At 42.0% G+C, this 25,027-nt stretch carries 20 protein-coding genes and 1 riboswitch; of the genes, 5 read left to right on the top strand and 15 right to left on the bottom strand.

Annotation, left to right across the window (positions count from 1 at the left end; all coding sequences use genetic code 11):
- Positions 1-62 precede the first annotated feature (62 nt).
- From NSU13_RS02355 to NSU13_RS02310, 10 genes are all read right to left on the bottom strand, one after another.
- Entirely contained in the window at positions 63-1,889 is a 1,827-nt protein-coding gene (locus NSU13_RS02355; RefSeq protein ID WP_034283853.1) for an APC family permease, read from the bottom strand.
- Between the two features lie 112 nt (positions 1,890-2,001).
- Positions 2,002-2,146, bottom strand: a riboswitch (cyclic di-AMP (ydaO/yuaA leader).
- 69 nt (positions 2,147-2,215) lie between these two features.
- Positions 2,216-4,303: a cellulose biosynthesis cyclic di-GMP-binding regulatory protein BcsB gene (locus tag NSU13_RS02350; protein WP_046313947.1), complete on the bottom strand. Its 2,088-nt coding sequence runs from the start codon at positions 4,301-4,303 to the stop codon at positions 2,216-2,218.
- A 4-nt stretch (positions 4,304-4,307) separates the two neighbouring features.
- Positions 4,308-5,576, bottom strand: coding sequence for a glycosyltransferase (locus NSU13_RS02345; protein ID WP_024427352.1), 1,269 nt, complete (start codon positions 5,574-5,576; stop codon positions 4,308-4,310).
- A complete protein-coding gene (locus NSU13_RS02340) occupies positions 5,569-7,281 on the bottom strand; it encodes a DUF2334 domain-containing protein (protein WP_046313945.1) in 1,713 nt (570 codons plus the stop codon). The genes NSU13_RS02345 and NSU13_RS02340 overlap by 8 nt, the downstream gene beginning before the upstream one ends.
- The gene (locus NSU13_RS02335; RefSeq protein WP_046313943.1) at positions 7,271-8,122 is read right to left on the bottom strand and encodes a diguanylate cyclase; all 852 of its coding nucleotides are present in this window, start codon (positions 8,120-8,122) and stop codon (positions 7,271-7,273) included. Before NSU13_RS02335 ends, NSU13_RS02340 begins: the two co-directional genes overlap by 11 nt.
- Positions 8,103-9,185, bottom strand: a complete 1,083-nt coding sequence (locus NSU13_RS02330) for a glycosyl hydrolase family 8 (RefSeq protein ID WP_046313942.1) — start codon at positions 9,183-9,185, stop codon at positions 8,103-8,105. The genes NSU13_RS02335 and NSU13_RS02330 overlap by 20 nt, the downstream gene beginning before the upstream one ends.
- A gap of 197 nt (positions 9,186-9,382) precedes the next feature.
- Positions 9,383-11,569 carry a DNA topoisomerase III gene (locus NSU13_RS02325; protein ID WP_041116726.1) on the bottom strand — a complete coding sequence of 729 codons (2,187 nt, stop codon included), beginning with the start codon at positions 11,567-11,569 and terminating at the stop codon, positions 9,383-9,385.
- A gap of 72 nt (positions 11,570-11,641) precedes the next feature.
- Positions 11,642-12,697 (bottom strand): tartrate dehydrogenase, encoded by a 1,056-nt coding sequence (locus NSU13_RS02320; protein ID WP_342489811.1) that lies wholly within the window; start codon positions 12,695-12,697, stop codon positions 11,642-11,644.
- Between the two features lie 98 nt (positions 12,698-12,795).
- On the bottom strand, positions 12,796-13,728 hold the full coding sequence (locus NSU13_RS02315) for a DMT family transporter (protein ID WP_268456395.1): 933 nt from the start codon (positions 13,726-13,728) through the stop codon (positions 12,796-12,798).
- Positions 13,718-14,545, bottom strand: a complete 828-nt coding sequence (locus tag NSU13_RS02310) for an AraC family transcriptional regulator (RefSeq protein WP_268456394.1) — start codon at positions 14,543-14,545, stop codon at positions 13,718-13,720. The genes NSU13_RS02315 and NSU13_RS02310 overlap by 11 nt, the downstream gene beginning before the upstream one ends.
- Positions 14,546-14,698: 153 nt before the next feature.
- On the opposite strand from NSU13_RS02310, the gene NSU13_RS02305 reads away from it, so the two are divergent.
- On the top strand, positions 14,699-15,373 hold the full coding sequence (locus NSU13_RS02305; RefSeq protein WP_186365590.1) for a GntR family transcriptional regulator: 675 nt from the start codon (positions 14,699-14,701) through the stop codon (positions 15,371-15,373).
- Positions 15,374-15,502: 129 nt separating this feature from the next.
- The gene (locus tag NSU13_RS02300; protein WP_034664017.1) at positions 15,503-15,799 is read left to right on the top strand and encodes a DUF3817 domain-containing protein; all 297 of its coding nucleotides are present in this window, start codon (positions 15,503-15,505) and stop codon (positions 15,797-15,799) included.
- A gap of 61 nt (positions 15,800-15,860) precedes the next feature.
- On the opposite strand, the gene NSU13_RS02295 is transcribed toward NSU13_RS02300, so the two are convergent.
- Positions 15,861-18,110, bottom strand: coding sequence for a hypothetical protein (locus tag NSU13_RS02295; protein WP_235362389.1), 2,250 nt, complete (start codon positions 18,108-18,110; stop codon positions 15,861-15,863).
- A gap of 158 nt (positions 18,111-18,268) precedes the next feature.
- Here NSU13_RS02295 and NSU13_RS02290 point away from each other — a divergent pair, with 158 nt between their 5' ends.
- On the top strand, positions 18,269-18,487 hold the full coding sequence (locus NSU13_RS02290) for a hypothetical protein (RefSeq protein ID WP_041116719.1): 219 nt from the start codon (positions 18,269-18,271) through the stop codon (positions 18,485-18,487).
- A 13-nt stretch (positions 18,488-18,500) separates the two neighbouring features.
- Entirely contained in the window at positions 18,501-18,683 is a 183-nt protein-coding gene (locus tag NSU13_RS02285; RefSeq protein WP_046313932.1) for a hypothetical protein, read from the top strand.
- A 620-nt stretch (positions 18,684-19,303) separates the two neighbouring features.
- Here the strand turns inward: NSU13_RS02285 and NSU13_RS02280 are convergent.
- Positions 19,304-19,726 carry a pyridoxamine 5'-phosphate oxidase family protein gene (locus tag NSU13_RS02280; RefSeq protein ID WP_061110666.1) on the bottom strand — a complete coding sequence of 141 codons (423 nt, stop codon included), beginning with the start codon at positions 19,724-19,726 and terminating at the stop codon, positions 19,304-19,306.
- 294 nt (positions 19,727-20,020) lie between these two features.
- Positions 20,021-20,890: an SDR family oxidoreductase gene (locus NSU13_RS02275; protein ID WP_024425561.1), complete on the bottom strand. Its 870-nt coding sequence runs from the start codon at positions 20,888-20,890 to the stop codon at positions 20,021-20,023.
- Positions 20,891-21,046: 156 nt separating this feature from the next.
- On the opposite strand from NSU13_RS02275, the gene NSU13_RS02270 reads away from it, so the two are divergent.
- Positions 21,047-21,658, top strand: coding sequence for a class I SAM-dependent methyltransferase (locus NSU13_RS02270; protein WP_046314021.1), 612 nt, complete (start codon positions 21,047-21,049; stop codon positions 21,656-21,658).
- 16 nt (positions 21,659-21,674) lie between these two features.
- Here NSU13_RS02270 and NSU13_RS02265 read toward each other — a convergent pair whose 3' ends face one another.
- Together NSU13_RS02265 and NSU13_RS02260 are read right to left on the bottom strand one after the other, a co-directional pair.
- Positions 21,675-23,762 carry a transcription antiterminator gene (locus NSU13_RS02265; protein ID WP_061110665.1) on the bottom strand — a complete coding sequence of 696 codons (2,088 nt, stop codon included), beginning with the start codon at positions 23,760-23,762 and terminating at the stop codon, positions 21,675-21,677.
- Between the two features lie 129 nt (positions 23,763-23,891).
- A complete protein-coding gene (locus NSU13_RS02260; protein ID WP_342489810.1) occupies positions 23,892-24,974 on the bottom strand; it encodes a C45 family peptidase in 1,083 nt (360 codons plus the stop codon).
- Positions 24,975-25,027: the final 53 nt, after the last annotated feature.

The raw sequence follows: 25,027 nt of genomic DNA, 5'->3' as shown, positions 1-25,027 counted from the left end.
AAAACTCCTTTTTTCTTACTCCATACCACCGCACCCTTTTGATCAAACGTTTCAACTTGCTGCTACTTTTTAAAATGATATGGAAGGGTGGCGACCACAATATCCCGTTTCCATAATAGACGGAACCTTAATAAAAAGGCAGATTGGTTATGCAAGATCGTATGCCATCTTTTTTTCGGGATAAATTGAGGCACGAGCACCATCACTTTATATTGATGCGCATTTGCTTTTGCCTCAACCGTTTCAAGAAATTTATCAAGCGGATGAATAAGACTTCGATAAGACGAATGCAATATCACAAGCCGCACACCGCTGTTCAGTTTTTCCCAATCCGCTTCAATTTTCTTATCTTTTTCTTTATCAAAGGATACATGAACTGCTATGACTTGATCTGATAAGGATTTTGCATATTGAACAGATTGCTCGACGACACGTGTTACACCGGCAATTGGCACGATGACCACATTTCCTTTAATCTCAACAGGCTCTGTTTCATTCATTAAACGCAGTTGTTCTCCAACAGACAGATAATGCTTTTTAATGGAATGAAAGATCAATAGCACAATTGGCATGAAAACAAATACTGGCCATACAAGATGGAACTTGGTCAAAATGAGAATCATGAGAACGGTGAAAGAAATCAGTGCTCCGACTATATTGATAGGCATTTTCGTTTTCCAGCCCTGCGGTTTTTCACGAATCCACTTCACACACATACCGGTCTGTGACAACGTAAATGGAATAAATACACCTACAGCATATAGCGGAATGAGGTGTTCCGTTTTCCCATCAAACAACCAAATGAGCAGCATAGAAGCTACACCTAAAAAGATAATGCCATTAGAATAACCGAGTCGATCCCCTCTTACAGTAAACATGCGCGGCATATATTTATCCTTTGCTAAGTTGACCGCCAATAAAGGAAAGGCGGAAAAACCTGTGTTTGCCGCTAATATCAAGATTAAAGCTGTGACAGCTTGAATGACATAATAGAAAAATGTACGTCCAAATGTATCTGATGCAATTTGTGATACAACCGTTTCTTCTGGCTTTGGTGAGATGCCAAAACCAAACGCAAGCAATGTCACACCCACAAATAAAACAGCTAGTAATCCACCCATCATCAATAATGTTCTCGCTGCATTTTGTGCAGCTGGTTTTTTAAAGGATGGAATGGTATTTGAAATGGCTTCTACCCCAGTCAGTGCAGAACAGCCAGACGAAAATGCTTTTAATAAAAGAAACAATGTAATGCCAGGTACATGCGTGCCTATCGCTGTATGCTCAGGTGCTGGAGGAACGCCTCCTGTTAATAATTTAAAACCGCCGACTCCAATTAATATAAGAAGTGATATGACAAACAAGTATACGGGATAAGCCAAAATAGATGCCGATTCTGTCAATCCACGAAGGTTAAGCACCATGATCAAGATGACCAATACAATTGAAATCAGCACATGATATGGATATAGTGCCGGAAAAGCCGATGTGACGGCATCGGTACCCGCTGATATGCTCACTGCTACAGTCAAAATATAATCTACAAGCAATGATCCGCCTGCGACCAGTCCTGGTTTTTCACCTAAGTTTCTGCTAGAGACGACATAGGCTCCGCCGCCTTCTGGATAAGCATAAATAATCTGGCGGTAAGATAGAATTAACGCCATTAAAAGAATTAATACACAACCTGCAATCGGGAGTGAGTACCAAAATGCTGCTGCACTAACGACTGAAAGAACTATCAAGATTTGTTCTGTACCGTATGCAACGGATGACAATGCGTCTGATGACAATAATGCCAACGCTTTGATTTTTGATAGTTTTTGTTCTCCTGCTGCCTGTGATTTTAATGGTTTCCCAATTAAAATACGCTTCATCAAACTGTACATGTGATGCCCGCTCCTTTAGTGTCAAACGATTTAAATTACAAAAGATGGATCGCCAAAAAGACACAGAGGCAATAGAATGCCCCTGCGTCTATTGTTTAGATCACAGGTTGGTCTTTGCTCTCTTTAACGCTTACGAGGTTAGCTGACGGATTCGGGCGCATGAGACTTTGCCCTACCTAAAAAGGATTCACCCCACGTGGTGTCCTGCACCACCAATGGTTCCCCCGCTCATCGAAATGATTCAGCGATTGGTCTTTTATAAAAGAGATCATACTCCCGTTTAACACCAAAGTAAAGACATTTTTTCAAGGTCTTTTGATCGTTTATCAATCAGTCTTTTTGCGGTTTTTTCGCACGAAATAAATAATCATCACGACCACAAAAATAATCAGTGCAGCGATACATGCAAAGTAAATCCAAGAATCATTGATGCCTTGCTTTTCATCTTTTGGGAGATCATTTGTTGTGCTGCTGACCGTTTGATGATTAGAGAACATGTCTTTGTTTTTGCTCTCGATTGCAACTGTTGCCGTTTCCGTATTTGTTTGCAGGAAATGAATCACTTCATGTGAAAGATCAGCGTCAGCTGCATTCATTCCGGAAAAGACGGTCATTGTTTGTTCTTTATTCCATACAGATGGCTGCGTCCATACAATACGAGCAGTCGTTTCATTGATCATGCCAAAGGAGGATACATCATACTGATCCTTTTTCACTGGAACGATGAGATCGTCTGCCTTTTCTTTTAAAAGAGAGAACGTTTGAATGCCCCCGATGAAAATGAGAGAGTGATCTTTCAATTGATCATTTGTCACATTTGAAGCTTCGATCAAATGATATTGGGCAGCTTCCGGCTGACTAAATGATTCTGTCAGCATCGCCATTTGATTGATCGTTTCTTGCTTGATTTGATCTGGCATGATGATCAATGTTTTTCCTTGCTGCGTTTTTGATGTGAAAGGAAGCGGCCATGCAGCTAAATCCGGTGTATCACTAGTCGTCCCTTCTGGTATTTGAAGAGAGCTGTTCTTATCAATGTAAATCCAGCCTTCTTCATCCGTATGTCTGCAGGCTTCCATGTTTTTAAAGCCTGTAGTAACAAATTGCAAATCAATATATTCGTTCTTTTGGAGTACTTGTGAATCTACTGGAATTGACACATGATAGAATCCATTCTCATCTTTGTTTCCTAGTTTTGTTAACGGTACGTCGTGCGGTTCGTTATTGATCATGACTGTTAAGCGTTCCGCTTTGTTCGCTGTATCAGATTTTTTAAATGATAGATTTAGTTTAGCTCCTGATTTTTGATGAGCGATCAATGCCTTTGGATAATAGTAATGATCAGATGCCGTCTTTTTGGTTCCAACCGTGACATCATCACCACCAAAATCTTTTAAACGAATTTGATGAGATGGTTTTGATGTTTTAACAGTAACCTTTTGAAGGAGTAAATCTGTCCCAGTGAGCTGACCTGTCAGTTCTGGTTGAGTCAGGACATTGATTTTTTCAGCAATTGTTTTTGGCTGCTTAGCAGTGACAAATAAAATGGGCTGTTCTTTTTTCTTTCCTGTCAAGGTTCTCACCGCTAATGTGAGCTGATTGCTTGCTGTTTTCATTTTCGCAGCTTGCTCGATCGATTTCACTCGTCCATCCCAGTTTCCTTTTGCTCCCACAGCAATGGTTGGATGAGCAATTTGCTTGAGGTCCTTTTCTTGGACGAGTTTGAGGTCTGCTTGGCGGTCTTTGTTTTTCAACGTCCGGTATACTTTCATAGCCGCTTCTAATTCAGCTGCTTCCGGTGAATTTGGTATCACAATATCTGTTTGTTCTTTCTGATCACCTGTTTGAATGAAAAATGAAGGGAAGCTGTCTAACGTCACGTCTTTCGTTTGAGTTCCTTTGAAATCCAGCTCACTTTCAGGATATACTTTCAGCCAATTGGCAGGTGTCTCTTGGTTGATACACACACCTTCTTTTAACACGCCATAAAATGTGAGCTGAATTTGATGAGAACCTTTTTTCAATTGCGCTTTGTTCAATTTGATTTGAATTGATTTCTTTTGATTTTTCCCTGATACGGGAATGGTCTTTTCAATCTCTCCATCAATCATGACTGTGAACGAAGATGGCGAAATAAGTAATGGTGAAGCCTCTATATTTAATGTAAGGTTGCTAGACTCAACTTTTCCTCTCTCTATTTGATAGGAAAATTCAGTGCGGTCTTCTTGTCCATACAAGGTTACTACATCTTCTGATAATGCTTGCGTTTCCGTTTGACTTCCTTTAGATGAGCGAATCCAGTCATCTTTCACTTGTACTCGATTTGATTGCGCCATTGCTTGACCCGCCATGAAAAAAGGCTGAATGGCAAGGGATATCATCAATATAAAAATCATCCATTTTACCGATTTCAATTTGTCACCCGCTTTTCTTTTGTTGTTGATCGTAACGCTCAGTTTTGTACCATTTCACTTCTTGTTTGAATAAACGGCTCTTTGCCTCTACACATAAGGAGTACACGACTAGCGCAATCCATACTTGAGAATAAGTGAAGTACATGAGCGCCACAATGAGTATATTTTGTTTGGTGAGCTCTGTTTTCTCAATACTTAGTGTAATCATCACTTCTGTTAGAAAGAGGAAGAAGGCCAATCCCCACAGGATCAGTGCAACAGCCCCTACAGATAAGTGAAGGTCAACAAATAGGTTCACGATAAAGATGCCATTTGAGAGCAGGACACCGAAGAAAAATAAGAAATACGTAAAGAAGAAATAAAACAAATCAAAAATCATTCGTTTTCGTTTCAGCTTCATAAACTGCTTTAAAAATTTGAGGACAACATATTGATTGCCTCGAGCCCAGCGCGTTCTTTGCCGCCACCAGACCTTCCATGTCTCAGGCTCTTGTTCCCATGTAATCGCAGCTGGGAAAAATCGAATGACATAGCCAAGGTTATAGACACGGATCGTTAATTCGGTGTCTTCAGCCAACGCATGAACATCCCAGCCGCCAAGCTCTTCTAAAATGTGCCGGCGGATGGCGAAGTTGGTGCCCGGTATTGTCGCAATGCCAAACCACTTCCATCTTCCGCCTTGCGCCATCCATTGAAAGCAGATGGTCTCAATATTAATAAATTTGGTCAGCAGATTTTTGGCTGCATTGATGACCCTGAATTTCCCGACAACAGCGCCTGCCTTTGGGTCATTCAATAAACCAAGAACCAAATGATAGACGGCCTTTTGTTCAGGCATGTTATCTGCATCGTATACGCAGATGACTTCTCCTGTTGAAGCCTTTAAGCCTTCATTCAGTGCAGTTGATTTTCCCTTTCCTGCAAATGGCGGTTTCGTTTCAATCATATGGACATGATCATATTGCTCACTGAATGACTGCACGATGTCCCCTGTGCCATCGGAGGAATTGTCATTAATCACAATGATTTCAAGGAGATGTTTAGGATAGGATAGCTGGACCATTGCTTTTAGCGTTTGCCGAATGACAACTTCTTCATTATGAGCAGGAATCAGAATGCTGACGGTCGGCAGTTCTTTCCCTTGTTTCGTCCATTCAGGCAGCACTTTTTCGTAGGTCAGGTAGTGCTGAAAGCCGCCCTGCATGAGAAACATGTGGTATAGGAGCATGATCCAAATCAGTATTAATGAAAGATAAAATAAGACATCAGCCACCTAATTTTCTCTCCTTAAAAATACGTTTTTTCATTGTCAGTCTTAAATACAATGTGTAAAAAGCAAATGCCGCAATAAACAGCATCACCACGACGGTGAGAATTCGCAGCATATTTTCCATGCCGCTTCGTTTAACTGTTGTGGTTTCCGCTCTATTGGATTGTTCTACATGAATATGTCCATCCCCTGATGTTTTGATCTGTACATGTGGTGTTTGGACTGTCTGTTTTGTTTTCTTTAAATCCAGCCATTCACTAGAAGGAATTGCATCCATCTGCGTCATCAGATTCTGCAATCCAGCTATTCCGGATTCCACATCATAGGACAGCCCGATTGCGGCTGATTGAAGATGCTGGATGGATTGAATCTTTTGTTCTGTTAAAATATTTGAACCTTCTTCGTCAGACGCTGGCTCTACTGATTGCTGAGGATATAAAGTCATGCCATGAAGCATGTCGGGTTTCGTCACGAGCGGCGGAGCACCGGCTGTTTTCCAAGTATGATCCGACAGCTGTACCTGTCCAAACAGACTGGACACATGCCTTGATATCACTTCGTAGCCTTGTTGAGATATGGCATCATGCGGCACCTCGAATGCCAGTGGATAGAGACCTTGCTGCGCAAGAAACTCAATGCCTTTTGTCAGTTTTTCTTCTGTATAGATGGTTTCTTGCTGCTGATTCGATCTCGTATAAGCATGGAAGTCTTTTTCATTCGAAAAATGGCTTTCACTTTGCTTCTTCTCAGCTTTTTTAGGGTCATTTGACGTAATGGACTGATCATTCTTTGCATCCCAGAACTCAAAGTCCTGACCAGAATCCTCCGTGCGATACGTACGGCTAAATCCATGGAGAATGATGCTGGCTCCATCGCTTTGCAATTGTTTTAACACTTTTACAAGCTTCGGGCGGTCACTCAGTGTCACTTCATCGCCTGTTGTTCGATCCACCCAAACAGGGGTTACCGCTATTAGAAACGGAATATGCTGAGTGGATACGTATTGTCCAAGCTCAAGCAGCTTCTTTTCGTCAGTGACAGGACTGATGTTCCCAAGCCTTAAGTATTTTGTGGTCAGTTGATTAGAAGAAGGAAGGCGTTTTTCTAGCACTTCTGCAAGAAGCTCGCTGTGCTGCACGACATTTAGGATTCCAATATAGGCGGCACCTTCCTTTGTTTGAATCACAAATGGAAGATCAGCTTTATGTTTTTTCAATAGAAATTCCCTTTGCAAGTCTGCCCCTTGAACCGTTAACGCACTGATCCTTTTCTCTAGCTGACGGTATGCTTTATCATCTGTATATTTGATTTGACTCGTGTGATCTTGTTTGTGAAAAGTAAGCGCGGAAAATGGGCGCAGCTGTTCCGCATTGTATCCAATGGCTATGATCTTCTGTGCTTCGTTCATTACACGAATGGTCTGTTTTGGTAAGGTTCTCTTTATTTCCCCTAGATAGATGACTTGCTGAAATTCGCTGATCTTCTTTTCAGCCAAATGTTCATCAGATACAATCGTCGTCTGTTTGGAAAAATGTCCAGCGAGTAGATCCAGCATATGCACTGCTGGAGTCGCTTCTCCTGAATCTGTTGAATAAACGATCAGGGTATCTGGCTTGGCAAGAGCGTCGGCTGAAGCCATGTATTGAAACGAAAGAATCAAAAAGAGAGCAATCATCAAGCAGCATTTCATCAAAGAATTAAAGTTCATTCATCATCATCTCTTTTTCTAGTTCTTCTAAAAATTGTTCTGGCGTGCGATAATCCGAACTGCTTGTTAAATGACAGACATGAAATGTCAAGGTGACTTCACGGCCGTTTAACAGCACATGCTTTTTCAATTTATCCTTTAGCTTCTCAAGGACGACAGAGACATTTTCTTCTGGTGTGTGAGTAAGCAGCAGGCCTATTCGTTCTTCAGATAATCGAAATTTCTTATCGGTTTCTCTGACACTTTCGCGAATCTTGTTACTTAATTGCTGAAATAGGTGCTGCATTTCTTTTTCTCCATATAACGATTTGAATTCTGCTGCATAATGAATGTGAAGAAGGATAAATACGAATGGCTGTTTGTAGCGTTCTGCCCGTTTCATTTCCTCAGACAATTCCAGCCTCATCCGTTCTGCATTGTCAAATCCAGTGGTGGAGTCAATCGCCACAAATTGTTTCATAGCCTGCTTTTGTTGTTCAATGGTTTGCCGCATCGTCTTAATCCGCTCATGCAAGCTTCCTGCTGAAATCGCGAAAAAGAGGAGGGCTGCGCCCCAAATCACCACATCTTGCAATGTTTGATTGGTAAAGAAGGGGGTTGTGTGGCCAAGCTCTGTAAAGAACATAGCACTTCCTATAAAGAACAACATCAGCAAGGTAAAAATTAATGCTGGTAAGATGCCAAATAAAATCCCGCATCCTAACACGACAAAAGTCAGTGTGATCATCAAAAAGCTCTCTGCATCATGTACGCCAAGGTAGCCCATAAACAAAATAAGACCTGCAAACGTGAGGAGCAGAGAATAATATAAACGATACGTATTACTGAATAACCGATTCATTAAAAAGCTCCCTTTCTGCAATGAGAGGCAATAAATTGTCAAATGAGTGTGTGTCTTTTTCGTTCATGTACCCTCCATAATAATCCTTGAGAGGATCTTGAATTTGTAATTCTTTCATGCGGTCATACACCTCTTTTGCGAATTCCGGTTCGTTTTGTTTAAGAGCATACAAGATGACCAGCGCATATACAGAAGGCGATTCATACGTCACTGCTGGCTGCAATGTGCTCAGTTTATATCTACCGTACAATTTTCCTTCTTTTGTAAAAGTCGTTTTAAGCCATTTCATGATCGCGGACGTATTCACCTTTGCACGATCGGCATGTAGAGCCGTATAGAGTTGATCAATCATATTGATTTCTCGATCAAATGAATAGGCTTTTTTCTTTATGTCATAGGATTTAGGAAAGAATCCTTTTTTTCTCGGTGCTTGTTTTAGAATGGCCAATTGGTTACTCGTCATTTGTTTCGTGAATATTTTGAGGGATTCCAATTCTTTGATTGCTTTTGGGTCTAAATATGAGAGTGTGATTGTGTGTGAAGTTCGATTTGTTGATGCATCATAATAATCGGACAAGATGCCTCTATACATATTTTTGTCTTTTAACGCTTGTGCGATTTCTTTTGCTGTTGTTTGATACGCTGCATTCTTCCATAAACGATCTGCCTTTTGAAGTGCCGCCACTACCCGTAAATCATCAACTAGAGCATTAGCCTTACTTTTTTGATCAGATTCGATTTGCCAGCTGAGAAGATGATGGTCTAGTAAAAATTCATCTTGCAGGACACCAAATTGTTGGTCAAACGAATTTTGGTCTTTTTTTCGAACAAGATAATCCATCCAAAGCCCCAGCGATTCGGATAAGTAGATGTGCTGCTCTGCAAATGAAGTGCGGATCAAGCCTTGATCTGTCATGAGGTGATGAGTAATAAAATATTCTCCGGGCAATACTGGCTGTGGTGATACTGGATAAGCTGATTCCGTCTGCTGCTTCCAGGTACATCCACCTAGTAGAATGACAATGAGTAAAACAATACCTATGCGATGTATGGGTGTATCCATTCGTGTCCCCTTTCAACTCCCGTTCTCTTAGCATTCTAACGATTTATTATAGATTGTTTCTGTTTAAATTTAAATAAATATTTTATACCAAATTACGAGTCTTTTCGCATAGACATTCCCATTTTCAGAAAAACAATATGTCGATATGCTTGATTACATTGGAAAACCCATGCGTTTCCGCATGGGTTTTTATAATACTATTGATCTAATTTTAATTTCTTTAATTGCTCAGCCAGTGCGTTATTGATTGGTTCTTCCACTTTCTTTTGTTTCTTCATATATTTAGACACATCGTGCTTACTGGCTTTCTTTTGATTGGATTGTGATTTGCGTTTTTCGAAAACAGACAGTTTTTCTCTATGGCCGCACACACAAGCAAAGATTTTGCCATCGCCTTCTCCGCGCAGCTCGAGCTTTTTATGACAGTTCGGGCAGCGTGCGTTTGTTTTCTTCGCCACATTTTTACGGTGGCCGCATTCTCGGTCTTGGCACACGAGCATTGTGCCATGTTTTCCGTTTACTTTCAGCATCAGTTTTCCGCAGTCCGGACAATGGGTGCCAGTGACATTGTCATGCTTAAAGGTTTGGTTCGTTTGTTTGATTTCAGATACGGCTTGTTTTGCATAGGACTTCATTTCACTCATGAATTGAGAAGCCTTCAGCTGTCCTTTTGCGATTTTAGAAAGCTTTTGTTCCCATTCCGCTGTTAACGCAGGAGACTTTAAGTCTTCAGGCACTAAGGAGAGCAGCTGCTTCCCTTTCGATGTGATGAAAATGTCTTTGCCCTTTTTCTCAATTAAGAAACTGTTAAACAGTTTTTCAATGATATCGGCTCTTGTGGCCACTGTCCCTAGTCCGCCTGTTTCACCAAGGGTTTTCACTAAATCCTTTTCCTGATTCTGCATAAATGCAGCTGGGTTCTCCATAGCAGATAGCAGGGTTGCTTCATTAAAACGAGCAGGAGGTTTCGTTTCTCCTTTTGTTTCTTTCAGCTGGCGTACTTCAAGTGATTGCCCTTCGGAAAGTACCGGCAGATGCTGATCTGCTTCGGCTGATTCCTCGTCTTCATAGGATTCATCGTACACAGCTTTCCAGCCGGCTGATTGCACAGTTTTTCCTTTTGCTGTGAATGTTTCACTGCCTATTTTGGCGATCACCGTTGTTTCCTCGTATTCAAAAGGATTCATGAGTACAGCAAGGAATCGTTTGGCAATCAGATCATATAATTTACGCTCTTTATCACTTAATGCACCAGGATACAGTTCTTCCTCGGTTGGAATGATCGCATGGTGATCTGACACTTTTGCATCGTTGACAAAGCCTTTGTGTGCTTTCACGCCTGATTGTAAAATGCGGTTCACATGCTGAGCGTACGGTCTGACATTCATTCCTTTTAATCGATCTTTTAATGTAGGAACGATATCCGCTGAAATAAATCGTGAATCTGTACGCGGATATGTTACAAGCTTATGCTGCTCATACAACCGTTGAAGCGTAGATAATGTTTCTTTCGCTGAGAAGCCGTAGCGTTTATGCGCATCACGCTGCAATTCAGTGAGGTCGTACAGCCCTGGAGCAAAAGCTTTTTTCGCTGTTTTTTTCAATGCATCGATCACTGCTGGTTTTCCTTTGCAGCCTGCCAAGCGCTCTTTTATGACATTCTCTTGGAATGTGCGGTTTTGCTTTGTTTTGGCATCCTGCCACGTCAAGGTAAGTCCATCTACTTGTGCAGTCATTCCATAAAACGGCTTCGGCTGGAATTGCTGAATGTCTTCTTCTCGTTTGGCGATCATGGCAATCGTTGGTGTTTGTACCCGTCCGCAGGAAAGCTGCGCATTGAACTTGGTCGTCAGCGCTCTTGTTGCGTTGATCCCTACAATCCAGTCTGCCTCAGCACGTGCAACCGCTGAGCGGTACAGATTATCATATTCTCTGCCGTCTTTTAGTCGTTTGAAGCCTTCTTGAATGGCTTTGTCCGTAACAGATGAGATCCATAGTCGTTTTAGCGGCTTTTTCACATGCGCTTTTTCAAGAATCCATCTTGCGACAAGCTCCCCTTCACGTCCAGCATCTGTTGCGATGACAATGTCTTTTACATCTTTTCTTGCAAGCTGTGCTTTTACTGCTTGGAATTGTTTTCCTGTCTTTTTCATGACGACAAGCTTGAGCGGCTCTGGAATGATCGGCAAATCCTCTAAACGCCAGGATTGAAATTCTTTTCCGTAGCCTTCTGGATCAGCCAGTGTGACCAAATGGCCAAGGGCCCACGTGACAATGTATTGATCTCCTTCTAAAAAACCATTTCCTTTTTTATGACACTTCAGTACACGCGCTAAGTCACGTCCTACTGAAGGTTTCTCTGCTAATACAACTGTTTTTGACACTAGATTTCACATCTCTTTCTTCTATCCATCCTTTTATTATAGCAGACGTGGAGATGCGGTTCTAATAACGGATTATTTCTTCAAACGCGTGATAATTTCGTTTGTGATTTCTTGTGTTTGATAAGCCCCGCCGATGTCTGCCGTTAAAAAGCCGTCTGCTGTGACTGACTCGATGATTTCGAGCAGGTGTGTACCTAGTTCTTCCTCTCCGAAATGATCAAGCATGAGTTTAGCGGTCCAAATTTGACCGATTGGGTTGGCAATTCCTTTCCCTGCAATGTCTGGGGCTGATCCGTGTACAGGCTCAAACATGGATGGATATTTGCCATTTACATTGATGTTGGCGGCAGGCGCCACGCCAATACTTCCCATAATCGCAGCCCCAAGATCAGTTAAAATATCGCCAAATAAATTGCTGGCAACAATCACATCGAATTTCTCTGGTCTTGTCACAAAGAAGGCTGAGAGCGCATCAATGTGCTGCGAGTCTGCTGTCACCTCTGGATAATCCTTTGCTACGTCTTGAAACACTTCATCCCAAAATGGCATTGTATGAACAATTCCATTCGATTTGGTTGCACTTGTCACATGCTTTCGTCTTTTTTCTGCTAATTGAAAAGCAAAGCGCATGGCTCTCTCTGTCCCTTTTCTGGAGAAAACAGCATTTTGAATGGCAAGCTGATCTTCCCCTTGATAGATGCGGCCTCCGATTTCACTATATTCGCCTTCACCGTTTTCTCTTACAACAAGAAGATCGAAATCCTTTGGCTGAGCAAGCGGGGAGCGAATACCGCTCAGCTGTTTTGCAGGTCTAACGTTAATCACCTGCTCAAATTCACGTCTAATTTTAATCAGCAATCCCCAAAGCGATACATGATCCGGCACTAAATTGGCATCTCCGACTGCCCCTAAGAAAATGCTGTCAAAGGCTTTCAGTTGTTCCAATCCATCCTTTGGCATCATTTCGCCATGCTCTAAATAATATTCACAGCTCCACGGAAAATCCTGAAAGGTGAAAGACAGACCGCCATGCACATCTGATATCGCTTTCAAAACTCGGATGGCTTCAGGCACAACTTCCTTTCCAACCCCGTCTCCTAGAATTGCTGCAATTGAAACATGCTTCATTGATTTTTCCCCCTTCGTCATCGGTCGACCGTCGACCATTTAATTCGAGTTTACTAGAGAGTGTCTGTTCTTACAATGGACAAAAGACGCTTTTTTGATCAAAGCGCCTTTTTATCCTGCATCAGCACACGGGGCTTCTTTTTCTTTCTTCCCGCACTTTTTTTATCTGAAAGCAGCAAACCTCCTAAGGTCAGTACCGTTCCAAGCGCAGACATGAAGGTCAATCTCTCGTGAAGAACGATCATTGAAATGACCATCGTAATAATGGGCACTCCATAAATATACACACTCGATTTCACCACACCGAGCGTTTTCACGGAAAAGCTCCATGTCAGAAAACAAATGGCAGATGCGAAAAGGCCTAAAAACAGCAAGTGGAAGGCAAACGATGGATTCGTCAATCGTTCCCAGTCTAAACGAATTTTAAAATGCCAGATCAGTGGAATCATCCATAGCAGTCCGTAAAAGAAGACACGCCTTGTTACCTGAATGATATGGTAGCCATATTGGTTGATCATCTTCGATAAAATGGAATAGAATGCCCAGACGATAGTGGCCGTTAATGCTAACGCATCACCGAGTGGATTCAATTGAAACGTCGCCATTCCATTCATACTGATCAGCACGATTCCCGTCATCGCGATGAAAAAGCCTATGAAAAACCGGCTGTGCAGCGGCTCATCTTTTAATAAAAAATAAGACAATAGAAAAGAGAAGAATGGGACAACGGAGCTGATGACACCTGCATTCGAAGCAAACGTATAAGTAAGTGCGACATTTTCTAAAAAGTAATATAAGACCACACCGCATAAACCTGCCAGCGCAAACATCCCTTCATGCTTTTTATTTCGCACCTTCATGGTGACTGGATAGATGATCACCAGAGCCAAGTACCCTATAAAAAAACGGAAAAATAAAATCTCTGTTGGAGAAAAAGCCGTTAATAATATTTTGGTAGAGATAAAGGTGGATCCCCATAAAAAAATGGTGAACATGGCCGCTAAATGACCAAGCAGCTGTTTATTTTTCATCAGCTGTTACCTGCTTTACAAAAATTTGCTGATACTGCCCTGGCGTGAGCCCAATAAATTCTGAAAAGAAATGACTGAAATGACTTTGATCAGAAAATCCAGCGGAGGCAGCCGCATCTACAGGCTTCACTCCTTGGGCGAGAAGTTCCTTCGCATAGTTCACTCTGACTGTCTGTAAATAACGGTACGGTGTAATCCCTCTGAACTTTGTAAAAGCACGCAGCAATGAATATTTGTTCATGGACACAAGCTCACCTAAGTCATCTAACGAGATATTTTCCGTGAGGTGTGTTTCGATATATTGCTGTACGTCTTGGACTTTTTGTTCGTTGGCATGTGCGGCTGATATTTTTTCCCCTGAGGTATCAGCATAGGCTTCAATCAATTGTTTCATAAAGAAATAGAAGGTTTCCTGTTTATTCAAAGCAGGCGCTTCTTCTGTGATCATTTGATGTAGATCATATAACGGCTTTGTTCGTTCACTTTGTGAAAACACAGGGGCTTTAAAATGCGGCTTGTGCTGAAAGATTTTTTCCAGCACCTCAGCTTCAATATTTAAGCAGCGATAATCGAGTGTCCTGTGATCAATTTGTTCACATGCGTGATTATCATACGGATTGAAAAGAAGGATATCACCCTTTTCAATGATGTATTCTTGATTTTGGCAGATCAAACGTCTTTGACCATCTTCAATAAATCCAATCACATAATATGTATGAAAATGATTCGGGAACTTTTGCATGATGCCATGAAAGCGATACGCCTCTATTTGCAAGTCTTGATCAAAATGTACAGTTCGTTCCTCTTGTGTGTTCATGTCGATCCCTCTTTTCACTGAACTGATCATTAGTGTAGCACACCCTTTTTCTCTTGGATTGTACGATATTGACTTTTCGATGCAGGCTTGCCTAGAGGGAAAAACTTGGATAACATGAGACAAAAGATGATGAATAAAAGAGGGAATGATGGGATGAATTCATTCGAGATGGAAAGACCAGCACCGTATCACATGCAATTTTATGAACAGCTGAAGCAAATGATATTTGATGGCCAGTTTCAGCCAGGAGAGCGCATCAATGAAACGCAGCTTGCCAAGCAATTTGGCGTAAGCCGATCACCGGTAAGAGAGGCGATGAGGCTGTTAGAAAAAGACGAGCTTTTAATCGCGGATCATCGCTCAGGCTATTCCGTCTATACGTTAACAGAAAAAGATGTTGAGGAGCTTTATCAAATTCGGGCGGCCTTAGAAACACTTGCTGTTGAACTTGCCTGTAAGGAAGCCTCGCAAAGAGAAATGGATGAAATTGAGCAGGTTCTCACACAGGCGGACGAAGCGATCAAGCAGCAGCTGCCATCTAAAGAGATCGTCCAGTTACATGAAGCCTTTCACCAAAAAATCATGTTGGCGAGTCACAATGACCGCTTATCCAAACAATTGAATCACGTGAATGCACTCATTCACTATTGCCGCATCTTCCATTTTAGCGGCGGGGCTCGTGCTGAAACCATTCAAAGAGAGCATATAGCCATCTATTCTGAAATAAAAGAGCGCCGCTCCATAGAAGCGGTTCAAGCAATGACAGAGCACTTATTACATGATGTTATGCACTTAAAGCAAGTACTCTCTAAAACAAACAAAGAATAAAGGGCTTTTCCCATTTTTTAAGCATTCCATGAACATATTTTGAATTTTTCGTAGATTTCAGCATGTCCAGACGATCTTTCGTTTATATTAGAAGATGAGAAACTAGCTTTTATACAGGAGGATTTGTATATGCATACAAGTATTAGCCGTCTTCGACAGGCGGGTTTTATTGAGGGTATGTCTCTTTTAACCCTTCTTTTAATTGCCATGCCTCTAAAATATTTTGCGGATATTCCGATGGCAGTCACTATTGTAGGCTCTCTTCATGGCGCATTGTTTGTCATCTATATGCTCGTTTTGGCATATGTGACTTTTAAAGTTCGCTGGCATTTGAAATGGTCCATCGCCGGTTTTTTTGCGGCTTTCATTCCTTTCGGTAACTTCGCCTACGATAAGGTGCTCCGCCAATATGATACAAAAGCTTAATCAAAAAGGGCTAAAACGACATTCGTTTTAGCCCTTTTTTTCCACGCTGGGGAACGCTTTTTTATATCGATGCATATTTCACAATGGCTGCTTGACGCGTCATGTCGTGATACGCCACCCATAATTCATCACCAGGCAAGACGCTAGTGATTGGATCGATTGGCTGTTTCACTTCATACATCATGCCATTTCTCTCAACCTGAATGATTGCTAACGGCAGATTGCCGATGACGCTAGCAAATTCAACATTGGTCACTTTTGCACTTCCTTGTTTCTCTTGCATGAGACCCATTTCTCTATCCAGCTCTTCTTTTTTTGTCTGGATCGTGATTTGAGTGCCGGCTGTGACCTGCATATGATCAGGGATGAATTGGCTGACCGTTTTTGTGATGGACTCATCGCCGTTTGAAACCGACACATCAAGCTGAATAGGCTTTTGTTCATGGATGGCCACTGGATATTGCTTCACACGCTGAATCGTTCCTGTTAACGTCACATCTTTCCCCGATCGATTCCGCACTTCATGGCCATAGGATGCCATTTTGAGCTGGCCGTTGATATCGACAAGATCGGCTTTTTCTCCTGTTCTAAATTCAAAACCGGCGGCTTGAATCATCGGAATGATATACGTTTTCTGATCTAATTCAAATGTGAGTGATAAGACGGTGCCTCGTCCTACAGTTCCATATGATTCTATGTTTCTTAAAACAGCGCCTTTGATAAACTTTGGCTCGCTTGGCTGCGAGAAGTCACCCTCTTTTAAGAGCATCGCTTTTTTCTTCTTTGGATCATAGTGAATGACAATACGCTGTCCCGGCTGTGGTATCTGGGTGTAGGATACAACCGTTTTAACCGTCTTTTCTATGCGCTGCCCTTCATATTCAAATTGAAGCCGCATGCTGACAACTGGCTGTTCGTTAATGTAGGTGCCCGTTTCTTTAACAGACACAATATTGGCTTCTAATGTGACACTGTCCTTTATCTTGTTTCTCCTCACCAGTCTCAAAATCGGCGGCAGGAAGATCGCTAGCACAAATAATAATAGCGGGATCAAGATCCATATCGCCCAGTTAAGAATGAGCGGTCCGCCCTTCATAACATATTGCGTAAAGGTATCAACAGACGTTTGGTGGGCCGGACTGGCGTTTTCAATTGAGATGACCTTTTGCAAAGGAAATTCCTTTAGCTCTTTGCTTTTCGTCTCAAATGCACCCGTTAATTGATTTTCGAATGAATAATAGAGCCAGTCGCTCTTCACATTTTTATTGAAAGAGAGCCCTTCTCTTTGTAAAGATTCATATGAAAACGACTGCAAAAGCTTGCTGGCAGACGTCGCCTTATTCGTGCGATGGTTATATATATAACCTGTCAGATTGCCTTTTGCTTCGTCCTTTGCTGTAGAGCCTGCAAGAAGAACTTCTTCTTCATTAAGCTGGTAAATAAAGGTTTGATAAATCGGCTTTGGTGTTGGAACGACTTCCCCAAGCCTTCCCTCTGCATTCACTTTCCTTGCCCTTTTTGGATAGTTAGATTCGACAGCGACTGCAAAGTTTTGTGATGTCCCGATTGTTTTCTCCAGCTGCTGCTCCACTTTATCTTCAATGAGACTGAACGGTTCAGCGTTTTTGGAGACATAAACCCCAAGCTGTTGCTTCTCGTTTGAGATTCCGCTGACATACGCCTTCTGGTCATTTTTCAAAGCCAATTCAAACATAGGAATTGGCGTCTGCCCTCTAAAGGAATTCATGACGACATCGATAGAAACGGGTCTTGCTGGCAGCTTTAGATCGTTTAGATTGTGCACATGAAACTGACCATCCTTCAGCTCACCGATGACTGCAGCGGCACCATCCATTTCTCCTGTAAATACGAGCCGTCCATTCCATTGGTATGTATTCGTTTTTAGAAATGAGGGAATCTGCAGGGTATTTTGAACGAGCTTTTTCTTTTCTCCGCTTGGTGTTAGTTTCTCGATCAACAGCTGCCCGTCTTTATTTTTTAAAGTCAGTAAGAGATTGTTTCCTTGAATGGATGGTAGCATTTCATGAAACGTATCACTTTCTGTGGTCCATTCACTAATTCTTTTTCCTGATTGAGGATCATACATTGCAAAATGGAGCTGCTGGTCTTTTGATACAGCACTCACCACTCGTTTTCCTTCATCAAATGTAAACATTCCTTTGACGTCATACTCTGTTACTTTCCCATCTGACAAATCATCTTGGTAATGGTTCCACACCAAGACACTAAGAATGATCGCTGGAATAAAGAAGACAATATATCTGAGGAAGATGATTGGTATTCTTTTCACTTGATCGCTTCCTTTCATGAGGTTCCTTAAACTTATACGTCAGTACAGCGAAAATGTTTCATGCTAGAAGAATACCATCAAAGCCTCTGAAATCCATATTTTACAAACTTTGTTGTTTACGATAAAATCCAATCAGATTCAAAAAAGGAGTTATCTCATTGGATAAGCTATCATCAATCATTCTAGCGGCTTGGCTGCGTGTCCCTCGCTGGTTCAAGCAATGGGTACTCGTATCCATTTCCATTTTCTTTTTTTATATGTGTTTTGTAAAGGGGCTGACTAGCTGGCACACCTTGCCGCCTGTCACATTGCTCTCATGTGTGATTGGTTCCTTCATCATTTGGCTGATGTGGCTTAAGAGGCAAAAAAATAAGTGAAAAGAGGAAAATGATGAAAAAATTGATTCTATATTTTGCGATCTCTTTTGTTCTTCAATTCATTTGGTTTGGTCTTGTGCATCCAAATAGAGGCGTGACACTGCTGGATATGTTCATGTTTTCTATTTTGTTTGCGGTCATGTTCTTTTTTATTGAGCGGATTTGGCGGTATCAGAAAAAAGGACAAAGTAAATGATCATGAAGCTCGCTTTATTCACTCTGATTATTTGTGCATTTATCGGCCTGCTTTTAGTGTCAAACCCTTTTGGGGCGGACGCTATGCGAATGGTTGCGACCTTTGTTTTTCCTTTTCTTGTGCTCATTGGTTTCGGGGTTCTATTGTTTGACCTAATGAAAAAGGCTGCCAAATAGATGGCAGCCTTTTCCTTACTCTTTTCATGCAAATAAATAATCAATGTTTAATCTCCGTTACGGAGTGTATGAATTAAGATTCGATCATATCAGTGTGTCATATGTGTTCCGAGTGAACCTACGTTTGAAAGTAAACGCCATGGAAGTTCTGGATAACAAGACAACGAAAGCCCTACCTCTCATTCGTCCTTACGGCTCCGAAGCCGTGCCAGTGTGAATTGTAAATCAAAACGTCTTTTTTCCATTCTTCCGCTCTTATAGGGGGGCGGTGGCAGAAGGAAAAGAATAAGTTTGTTCGCTTTGACAGCGTCTCGTTCTTATCAAGTAGAAGCTCTATTGCTTCTCATTATGTCATAGAAAAAAGAAAGTTTACTTTCTTTATTTATTTGCTTATTTCAACACTTAATATCAAACTATAACACATTCCCCCTGCTTGCGCAAGTGTTAAAGTGATAATTCTGCTGGTGTACGGCTTCCTTCATTCATATAACGAATGGAGGCTGGGTCAATCTTCAGGATCACTAGATTTGGGTCATCTTTTCCTTTAAACCATTTCTCCATCTCATCAGACCAAAGACGGTCAATCAGTTCCGGATCGTCGGTTAATGTTGCGGTGCCTGCAATCTCTGCATACGTATCACCGAATCCTTCGCCTGAATATCCAATGAGAATATGAACATTCGGGTTTTTTTCAATTTCTTCTGCTTTATGTGTTTCTTTACTCGTTGGTGTATATAACGTCAGCCCTTCATGAAAAAAAGTCATATAGCGGGTATGCGGCTTATCCTGTTCAACAGTCGCTAGTGTTCCCACCTTTTGTTCATCTAACAGGTTTAATACCTTTTGTTTTAATTCTCCTTGAGACATATCGTTTCACTCCTTCAAAATTTCATCCGTATACGTAGGTTTCCACGACAGCCCATTCATTAAACAAAGAAATGTGTTTTTCATAAAAAGAGACCTTCTGGCTGATGCTATAAAAAACAGGTTCAATGAAGGGAGAAATTGAACATGCATCATGAAACGATGTTTCATTTGAGCTCACTTGTCATTGCGGCAGTTGTTGTAGGCATAATCGTATGGTCTGTCATATCTGTGCAGAAAAATCGCAAGAAATACTAAAAACACCGCCCAATCAAAGCTGGGCGGTGCCGCGGTAGATCATGTATTCATAAAGGAACCGCCATTGACATGAAGTGTCTGTCCTGTCATATAAGACGATTCGTCAGAAGCCAGCAGGACAAAGCAGCCGACATGCTCAACAGGCTGTCCTGGTCTTCCCATCGGAGTTTCTGCTCCGAAGCTTTCCACACTGTCTTCATCAAATGTAGATGGAATGAGCGGCGTCCAAATTGGACCTGGCGCTACACCGTTCACCCGAATCCCATCTTTCACAAGCGATTGTGCCATAGAACGCGTAAAGCCGTTAATGGCTCCTTTTGTTGCCGTATAATCAATCAGCACTGGGTTACCTCTATATGGGTTAATGGATGTTGTGTTAATAATGGAGCTTCCCGGTTTTAAATAATCCAGTGCCTTTTTCGTAAAATAGAAATAGGAATAGAAGTTGGTTCTAAAGGTTTGGTGAAGCTGTTCACTCGAAATATCTTGAATACGTTCTTGCGGATGCTGTTCAGCCGCATTATTTACTAAAATGTCTAATTGACCAAAGGCTTCAACTGTTTTTTCTACTGCTTTCTCACAGAAGGCTTCGTCACCGACATCTCCTGCAATCGTTAAGCATTTAACGCCTTCTTGTTCTACACGTTTTTGCGTATCCTCTGCATCCTCATGTTCATTTAAATACACAATGGCAACATGTGCACCTTCCTTTGCATAGGCAACAGATACTGCCCGTCCAATTCCACTATCTCCACCTGTAATCAGTGCCACTTTTCCTTTTAGCTTGCCAGAACCTTGATATGATTCATCCTCAAAGATCGGCGCTGGATTCATTTCTCTTTCACTGCCTGGCTGCTGATCCTGCGTTTGGCGCGGAATGCCATTTGTTAAATATTCACGTAAATCCATGTGTAAGCTCCTCCTTGATTTGTTGATGTATCCTTTCATTACCACCTCATTTTTTCACTCAAACATCATGAAGCTGTATTGATGTGTTCCCGAAAATCAGCATGTTTGAAGAGGGGAAAAATCGGTTACATGATCATCAAAAAGGAGCGTTCTCACATGCTGTCTACTATTTCGAAAACCTTTAGCAGACCAAAAGGCTGGCTCGGAAGCATTGCTGGACTCATTATGGCAAATGAAAATAAAGCATTGAATCAGTGGGCCATCCGCCACTTAGATTTGACAGATGGTGAAAACATTCTGGAAATTGGCTATGGACCCGGCTACAGTATCAAACATATGCTCAAGCATTATCAAGACCTTCACATTGATGGGCTGGATGCTTCTTCCACCATGCAGGAGCAAGCACAGTCCCGCGTCAGCAAACGGGCAAAAGACAAACAGGTTCGTCTGTATGTCGGCAAAATCGAGAAAACACGTCTTCCCGGAGAGCAGTATGACAAAGTACTGTCTGTTAACAATTTTACGATTTGGGATGATCCAAAAACGGGCTTACTCAATCTTTATCACACCTTAAAACCAGGCGGGACACTCGCTATTGTGATGCAGCCAAGAGAAAAAGGAGCTGACGCCAATCGGACAAAAGAGATGGGTGAAAACATATTAAATGACTTGCAGTTTGCAGGGTTTGACGAATTTTCTATTGAGTATGAAGAAATTCGCCCTACCCTTGCCGTCTGTGTCACAGCAAAAAAGCCGAGAAGCGAATAAGCTCTCGGCCTTTTTCTTACCACTTTGCCTCTTTGACAAATTGATAGAAAAGCTGATGTAATTTCTGTTCAATGTTTTCCTTTGTTCCTTGTCCATAAAGCGCCATGCTTTCTTCACTTTCAATGATGGATGAACTGATCAGACTAAACATTTCTGACCCTTCCTTGCCAAGCTCTTGCGGCGCCAGCATCATGAGCATTCGTGACATCTGCTGCTGCCCGCCATCCATGCTTTTAACCTCGTATGCCTGATCAAGATCATAAATATGAAAGATTGGTTCCTTGATGAATGTATGCTTTAAATGATAAAGAGCAAATTCAGTGCCAGGTATGCCTAAGCCGCCTTGCTGTTCACGTTCCAAAAGGCCGCCCGCCACATCATCTGCATGTATGATAAATCCTTCCTCTTCAAGCTGACGAAGCAGCTGCCTAATGGTTTCATCATGCTGCGGCATCGTCTCTCTTTTTTCGATGGTAAAATGGGACAGGATGCTGCGAATCACAAACATATAGTTCGTCACCTGCTCTGCAACCGCCATCATATCAACGGTTTCTTGCACCAATTCTTTAGGAGATTCTTTTATTCTTTTTTTCTCGATGATATAAGGAATCTTCCGTTTAATATGAGCCTTCACACGCATAGCATCATCCTCGTTTAAAAGCGGGCTGACCATGATGTAATCGATATGCTCATATGGGATTGGAACGGTCGAGACAATCATGTCATAGCTCGATGCATCGATTTCCTTTAGCTCCATCAAAGAGGATAGATCGAATTTGGCGATCTCCGGCAATTCTTTTTTCAACCGGGAGGCGAGCATTTTCGAGGAACCAATCCCGCTTGAGCAAACAACCAGCGCATGAATTTTTGTTTCTTCTTTTTTGATTTCAAGCACTGAGCCAAAGTGAAGCACAAGAAAGGCAATTTCATCCTCTGGAAATTCAATCTCTGGAAAGAAACGCTCGACTCCTTCTTCAATCGCCATAAACAGCAAAAAGTAGTCTTTTTTAATTTGTTGTGTGAGCGGATTATAGATTCTCATCTTTTCCTTTAGACGGTTCATGGCAGGCTCAAGATGAGACACGAGCCCCTCATACAATGAATCATTTTCATTGAGATGATAGCCGGTTTTATTTGAAATAAAATCAATGAGCTTTTTCGTTCTCAGCGCTATATCCAGCTCAATTTCATCAATACGGTATTCAGTCTGAAAGCTGCGATTTGCGCTGCGAAGGTGGATGGTCATATATCCGACCTCCGCTTCAGGGATCTCCACATTAAACATGCGTTCAAGCGCTCTTGCCATTCGAAGTGATGATTCAAATTCCTTCGTCCGCTTTAATTCCAGCAGCTCCTCCTCTTCCATTCGAATGGTTTCCCCAAGCTGAATACGTTCGATAGCATAGGTTAAGTGAACAACAAGTGCAATATAGGCACTATCAGATAAGGAGAGTGACAGTCGATCTTTCAAATGAAAGAGCAGCCTTTCTACCTTTAGCAGCTGTCCTCTGCTGACAACGCCAAACACCTTTTCCGTTGCTTTCGTTCGATGTTTGATATTCATTTCAATCGTTTCTAAAAACAATTGAATGTCGAGCCGGTCAACAATGAGATTGCCGACAATTTTTCGTTTTGCTTCCTCCGGCCCTTTTAATTCAATGCCGTACCCGCGCTTGCGGATAAGCTGCAAACCGTATGGAGCAATCCACTCCGTCAGTTCATCTAAATCATAGCTGATCGTCGCATTTGTTACCTGCAAGTCAGCTGCGAGTGTGTATAATTTCACCGGTTCCTTCGCTTCAAGCAGCGCACATAGAATTAAGAGCTTTCGTTCATCTGAGCTATATTCGATTTGATCCTCATTTGACATATGAGCAAGAAGCCGCTGTTTATCCTCCTGTTCGCCGACTGCCTTCAAGCCTTTCCCCGGCTGTTTATCTAATGAAAGATGATAATCTTTCAATATTGGTTTAATGGATTTTAGTTCTCTATGGATCGTTCTAGTACTTACCTGAACAGAATCGGCTATCTCACGAATGGTGACATAACGATTTTGCTGAATGATGTATTTAATGACTTTCTGTTCTCGTGCCGTTATGTACATGAAATGCCTCCTTCTGTATAAATAGGTCTATTGTCACACCTTAATATAAAACGCTTTCAACGAGCGTTGCAATCTTAAGTTGATCTGAATTTGGCACAGCGGCTGTGACAAAATATAAACAAGGGATCATCAGACACTTCTCCAAAATGAAGGTCCATAATCCTTTTGATGAAATTGAACCTTTTGTTCTTGAAAAGGCAGTGAACCCCCCGCTTTTAAAGAATAAGTCGGATTGTATACTGGAGAGCCAAAGCAATAATCGATTGTGCCTTCTTCCGGACGGAACATGACGGTTCGCATCGTTCCAAACAGCTCCTCATAATTGTGCACAGCCAGACCATCAGGATATTCTGTCTGGAACAGTTTCACAAGAGAATCACTTGATCGTTGTTCTTTTAACGCTTCCATTAACATATCGTATCTGACAACAGAATGATGTTTGGTCATCCCTTTTGCTGTTTGATCAGCTACCGGATGATTCGTTGCGGCAATATAACCTCTCTCCGGTCTTCTCACTCTTTTTTGACCATCAATGATTTCAATCACAGCCGCCTCTCCTTTTCGATCCGCAAGCATGATGTGAACATTTGAGGCAACGGGCATTTCCTTGATAGAGCGAATGGCTTCCTCGACCGTTTGACAGGTTTCCAGAACAGAGCGAATCACATGATACACCTGCAAACCGGCGACTGCTGGGGGCTTTAAACCGGGTTCATTGCCAACCGGCGGACCGCAAGCAGAGAAAGTTACAGAAAGACCATGCTCATTCATCCCATCAGATCTGCCAAACAAGAGCAGTGACGAGCCTGTATGATATGCCGAGCCTTTTACATGTGTCGTCACAAGACGCATATCATCAAAAATCGGGGAGAAATCATAGTTACGAAGCATGACCGTTTGTTGGCCTGCCGCCATATCCCCCTGCCTCACACAGTGGGAACAGCCTGGCTGAAGATGAGATGAATAGAAAAAGGTCAAATAACGCTCATGTAATTGCATTTCATCACAAAACCCAGCAAACTCTTCATCTAATTGAGGAAGAAAGGGACGGATCAGCTGCTTCGTTTCTTTCACAGCCTGTTGTGTTACCGGTTCTGTCCGAATATATTGTGTCTTTAGCAGCGGGTTCTCCTTAAGCCAGACAGCCTGCTGTTTTCCCACTTCATAAGCCGTTCCAGTCATCTCTTGAAAATATGCACTAATCTCCTCCATGCCTCCACACCTCTTTCGCCTTCGTTTCTTTTATCATATCGAAACCGTCATAT

Source organism: Bacillus sp. FSL M8-0049, from assembly GCF_038593355.1.
GTDB classification, from domain to species: domain Bacteria; phylum Bacillota; class Bacilli; order Bacillales; family Bacillaceae; genus Bacillus; species Bacillus safensis.
Note: the sequence above shows the minus strand (reverse complement) of the source record. Positions and strands in the feature narration are given on the sequence as shown.

Excerpts from the sequence above, each read along its gene's own strand:
- NSU13_RS02285 (WP_046313932.1), top strand. The coding sequence starts at position 18,501 with ATGAAAAAATTGATTCTATATTTTGCGATCTCTTTTGTTCTTCAATTC.
- NSU13_RS02340 (WP_046313945.1), bottom strand. The coding sequence starts at position 7,281 with ATGAACTTTAATTCTTTGATGAAATGCTGCTTGATGATTGCTCTCTTT.
- NSU13_RS02310 (WP_268456394.1), bottom strand. The coding sequence starts at position 14,545 with ATGAACACACAAGAGGAACGAACTGTACATTTTGATCAAGACTTGCAA.
- NSU13_RS02270 (WP_046314021.1), top strand. The coding sequence starts at position 21,047 with ATGCTGTCTACTATTTCGAAAACCTTTAGCAGACCAAAAGGCTGGCTC.
- NSU13_RS02275 (WP_024425561.1), bottom strand. The coding sequence starts at position 20,890 with ATGGATTTACGTGAATATTTAACAAATGGCATTCCGCGCCAAACGCAG.
- NSU13_RS02280 (WP_061110666.1), bottom strand. The coding sequence starts at position 19,726 with ATGTCTCAAGGAGAATTAAAACAAAAGGTATTAAACCTGTTAGATGAA.
- NSU13_RS02260 (WP_342489810.1), bottom strand. The coding sequence starts at position 24,974 with ATGGAGGAGATTAGTGCATATTTTCAAGAGATGACTGGAACGGCTTAT.
- NSU13_RS02300 (WP_034664017.1), top strand. The coding sequence starts at position 15,503 with ATGCATACAAGTATTAGCCGTCTTCGACAGGCGGGTTTTATTGAGGGT.
- NSU13_RS02320 (WP_342489811.1), bottom strand. The coding sequence starts at position 12,697 with ATGAAGCATGTTTCAATTGCAGCAATTCTAGGAGACGGGGTTGGAAAG.
- NSU13_RS02315 (WP_268456395.1), bottom strand. The coding sequence starts at position 13,728 with ATGAAAAATAAACAGCTGCTTGGTCATTTAGCGGCCATGTTCACCATT.
- NSU13_RS02305 (WP_186365590.1), top strand. The coding sequence starts at position 14,699 with ATGAATTCATTCGAGATGGAAAGACCAGCACCGTATCACATGCAATTT.
- NSU13_RS02335 (WP_046313943.1), bottom strand. The coding sequence starts at position 8,122 with ATGAATCGGTTATTCAGTAATACGTATCGTTTATATTATTCTCTGCTC.
- NSU13_RS02355 (WP_034283853.1), bottom strand. The coding sequence starts at position 1,889 with ATGTACAGTTTGATGAAGCGTATTTTAATTGGGAAACCATTAAAATCA.
- NSU13_RS02330 (WP_046313942.1), bottom strand. The coding sequence starts at position 9,185 with ATGGATACACCCATACATCGCATAGGTATTGTTTTACTCATTGTCATT.
- NSU13_RS02265 (WP_061110665.1), bottom strand. The coding sequence starts at position 23,762 with ATGTACATAACGGCACGAGAACAGAAAGTCATTAAATACATCATTCAG.